We start from the raw sequence: 765 nt of genomic DNA on the forward strand, positions 1-765 counted from the left end.
CTGCTCGGCCCGGTGCCCGCGCCCATGGAACGCCGTGCCGGCCGGTATCGGGCCCAGCTACTCTTGCAGGCAACGTCCCGCGCGCCGCTGCATCGGCTATTGAGCAGCTGGTTGCTGGCCCTGGAGCAAATGCCCAGCGGCCGGCAGGTGCGATGGTCACTGGATGTAGACCCGGTCGATTTGTATTAAGCCGTCCCCTGTAGGAGCGAGCTTGCTCGCGAAAAACTCAAGCACACTGCGTTTATTCTGGATAAACGCGACGCCCTCAGGTTTTTCGCGAGCAAGCTCGCTCCTACAGTGAGTAGGGTCACCTAAAAAGGCTCCGCAGGTCCTGCGAAGGTTGGCAAGCCCGCCCTCGCCACGGATAATGCCCAGTTTTTCCACCTGCGCATCGCGCGCCGCCGCTTGCGGTCGAAAGAGAACACCATGAAAGACACCATTCGCCAGCTGATCCAACAAGCCCTCACCCAACTCGTCAACGAAGGTGTGTTGCCTGAAGGCCTGTCGCCGGCGATCCAGGTGGAGAACACCCGCGACAAGACCCACGGCGACTTCGCCAGCAACATCGCGATGATGCTGTCCAAGCCTGCGGGCATGAAGCCTCGCGACCTCGCGGAAAAAATCATCGCCGCGCTGCCGGCCGACGCCAGTGTCACCAAGGCCGAAATCGCAGGCCCAGGCTTTATCAACTTCTTCCAGAATACCCAGGCCCTGGCCGCGCGCCTGGATGCCGCCCTGGCCGACGCCCACATCGGCGTGCGCAAG

1 protein-coding gene and 1 pseudogene are annotated in these 765 nt (G+C 62.5%); both read left to right on the forward strand.

The window, feature by feature from the left end:
- Nucleotides 1–189, forward strand: a 189-nt coding sequence (locus tag BFP96_RS00700; RefSeq protein WP_139113299.1) for a hypothetical protein, incomplete at its 5' end; no start/stop codon positions are given.
- A gap of 237 nt (nucleotides 190–426) precedes the next feature.
- A pseudogene (locus BFP96_RS00705) lies at nucleotides 427–765 on the forward strand (arginine--tRNA ligase); the annotation flags it as partial.

It is taken from the genome of Pseudomonas sp. 34 E 7, from assembly GCF_900005715.1.
In the GTDB taxonomy this organism is placed as follows: domain Bacteria; phylum Pseudomonadota; class Gammaproteobacteria; order Pseudomonadales; family Pseudomonadaceae; genus Aquipseudomonas; species Aquipseudomonas orientalis_A.